At 55.0% G+C, this 2,634-nt stretch carries 2 protein-coding genes; both read left to right on the top strand.

Going from position 1 to position 2,634, the window contains the following annotated elements; translation table 11 throughout:
* Window positions 1-412 precede the first annotated feature (412 nt).
* Entirely contained in the window at window positions 413-1,687 is a 1,275-nt protein-coding gene (locus AC2FNU_RS24520) for a right-handed parallel beta-helix repeat-containing protein (protein WP_496794140.1), read from the top strand.
* A gap of 59 nt (window positions 1,688-1,746) precedes the next feature.
* Window positions 1,747-2,634, top strand: an 888-nt coding sequence (locus tag AC2FNU_RS24515) for a hypothetical protein (protein ID WP_496794136.1), incomplete at its 3' end; no start/stop codon positions are given.

Below are 2,634 nucleotides of genomic sequence, written 5' to 3'. Positions count from 1 at the left end.
GGAAACAGTCGCGCGGCGGCGACACAGAGGCCAAAGTGCGGCTATATTTTGAAACTTGTGCCTGTTTGTAGACAATGATGCCTAAATGCTCTGGATTTATGAGCGTGCACGAAACTCGATACCGGGAATTGTTCCTCTTCCCTTAGCGGTTGTCGGACAATTCGCAAATTGATTCCCCTGTCGCAACAATGGACACATGGTTGCCACAATTCAGGCGTGTCCTTGCGTATATCCCCCAGGTGTCGGCAGGTAATTGCCCGGTGCCGTAAGGGAAACCTGAGCGCTGTCGTTGGCAGGGCCCGCGGGGGCGCAATCATGGGGCGGTATTCCGGTGAGACAAGTCGCGCCTTGATAGACAGCGCACAACGCCTCGCCTACACTTTCCCACAGGTAGTGATTTGAAAGGTGCGTCATGTTTGGATCAAGGCTTCTTGCCCTGACGGGAGGGGTCGTTTTTCTTCTGAGTTCCGCATTGGCTGCAGAGACATCCTGTGCGACCGATGATTTCAAAACCGGACTGCCCCCCGCTGCGGCAGGGCAGGCTGTGTCAGATGCAGGATCCCTGGCGGCTGCGCTGCAACAGGCCCAGGGCGGCGAGACCTTTCTGCTGGCACCGGGGGATTACGGTGCCTTGAACCTGCGCAAGTCGTTCCAGTCGCCGGTGGTGATCCGTTCGGCGAACGCCGATAAACCCGCCTGTTTCACCGGGCTGAACCTGAAAGGGTCCAGGAACGTGACCCTCAAAGGGCTCTATTTCGATTACACGTTCCGGGAAGGAGACCCGCATTTCACGGTTCCCTTCAAGGTCAGCAACAGCGAAAACATCAAGATCACGCATTCGGTTCTGGATGGTGATTATGCCTATGGGACCAACTCGGTCATTGATGGCAAAGCCTATGGAATCGGGTTGCGCATTCTTGAAAGCAACAATGTCCAGGTGATCGCGTCAGACCTGCGCAAATGGTGGGCGGCGGTTTTGACGATCCGGTCGGGGGGGCTGGTGTTCGCGGACAATCAGATCCACATCATCCGGTCAGACGGGATCGATATTGATGCCGCAACGGGCCTGACCATCGCAAACAACCATTTCTTTGATTTCCAAAGGGCGGTGGGGTCGAAAGATCACAGCGACATGATTCAGATCATGCGGGTCACGCCCCGGGGGTCATCCGACATCGTCATTCGCGACAACATCTTTGATGTTGGCCGGGGCGATTACACGCAGACCATCTGGGCTGGTCAGGATGGAAAGGATATCAATCTGCCCGTCATGCGGCACCGGAATGTGCTGGTTGAAAACAACATGATCTACAATGCGCATATCCACGGCATCTCTATCCATGGATCGGACAATATCTCGATCCGGAAAAACTCGCTGATCCATGTCCCCGGCGGCCATTCCTCTCCGGCGATCAACATCTCGTCCGACTCCAGCTCTGTGGTGATCGAACAGAATGTCACCTCGCAGATCATTGGATATGAGGGGCAGCGTGACTGGGTGGTGCTCAACAATGCCATTGTGCAAAGCGAAAGCCCGTCGAAGAATGGCTTCTATGACAGTCAGTTCATTTACTATGCGCTTGGGAAGAGGCAGGGGTATAACGAATATGGCGTGCGTCCCGGCAGTCTTGTTGACAGTCTGAAGGCCGGATCGACACTGGCGGAAAGCTATCCAACACAAAAATGAGACATGATGACAGGTATGTCTGTACCCAGAATTGCATCCCCCCGCAGGCAGGCGTTTGAATGACGGTGCGCGTGGCAACCCAGACCGATACTCGGACAACAGGGCCGCTGGTCCTGATGCTATTGCTCGTATCGTTTGCAATGCCGTTCTATTTCCAGCTCCTCGGGCTGAGGCTCAGCGGGTACCGGCTTATTCTGCTTGTCTTCATGATCCCGGCTGTCTTGGGATGGCTGACGGGCAAGGCTGGCAAGATACGGTCAATTGATCTGCTGGTCGTGGCGTTTGCGTTCTGGGCCAGCCTGAGCTTTTTGGTCAACCATGGGGTTGTCGAGCTCTGGCAGTTTGTCGGGATCTTCATGATCGAAACATTGGTGCCCTATTTCATCGCCCGCACGTATATCAGGTCATTGGCGGCGTTTCGGTATTTTGTGAAATGGTTCCTGATCGTCATTCTGATCCTGCTGCCCTTTGCCATATTCGAGACCGTGACGGGCAAGACCCCGCTTCTGGATATCTTCGGTAAAGTGCTGAGCGTCTATCAGAAATGGGTGTTCCCGCCCCGATTGGGGCTGTTGCGGGCGCAAACGACGATGCCGCATCCGATCCTGTTCGGGGTGTTCTGTGCCCCGGCCTTTGCCCTGTGCTGGTATGTACTTGGTTGGGGGAAATCCCTGTCCTCGAAACTGGGCTACGTGTCCATCGTTGGCGGGGCTGTGTTCTGTTCGCTGTCGTCCGGGGCATTCCTGAACGTCATCATTCAAGGCGCGCTGATGGGCTGGAACTGGACGTTCCGCTTTGTGAAAAGCAAGTGGAAGATCCTGCTGTCCGGTTTCGGACTTCTGATGCTGATTGCCGAAATCGGCTCGAACCGAAATGTGTTCGAGATCTTTGCAACACATATGACACTGACGCCTGGGACAGCCTGGGCCAGGATCAATACGTTCAAC

The sequence above is a fragment of the Ruegeria sp. BHSB064 genome (assembly GCF_059613205.1).
The sequence above is the reverse complement of the archived record's forward strand: the minus strand, read 5'-3'. Positions and strand labels throughout refer to the sequence as shown.

What these genes read in the sequence shown, in the direction of transcription:
- AC2FNU_RS24520 (WP_496794140.1), top strand. Translation starts at nt 413, where the DNA reads ATGTTTGGATCAAGGCTTCTTGCCCTGACGGGAGGGGTCGTTTTTCTT.